General features: G+C 64.0%; 1 protein-coding gene. It reads left to right on the plus strand.

Annotation, left to right across the window (positions count from 1 at the left end):
- Nucleotide 1: 1 nt before the first annotated feature.
- On the plus strand, nt 2-264 hold a 263-nt coding region (locus tag SB786_RS36585; RefSeq protein ID WP_410731631.1), incomplete at its 3' end, for an ATP-binding cassette domain-containing protein.

Consider the following 264-nt stretch of genomic DNA (forward strand, 5'->3'; position numbering starts at 1 on the left):
CATGCTGGAAGTCGACGATCTCGTCGTCAGCTACGGCCAGAGCGAAGTGCTGCACGGCATCGGCTTTTCCGTTTCGCAAGGCGAAAGCGTGGCCGTGATGGGCCGCAACGGCATGGGCAAGACCACGCTGTTCAAGGCGCTGATAGGCATGCTGCCCGCCAATCGCGGCACGGTGCGCGTGGGCGGCGCCGACGTCTCGAAGGACGAGAGTTACCGCCGCGTGTCGAAAGGCATCGCCTACGTGCCGCAAGGCCGGCAGATTTT

The organism is Burkholderia sp. SIMBA_062, assembly GCF_046534765.1.
In the GTDB taxonomy this organism is placed as follows: domain Bacteria; phylum Pseudomonadota; class Gammaproteobacteria; order Burkholderiales; family Burkholderiaceae; genus Burkholderia; species Burkholderia ambifaria.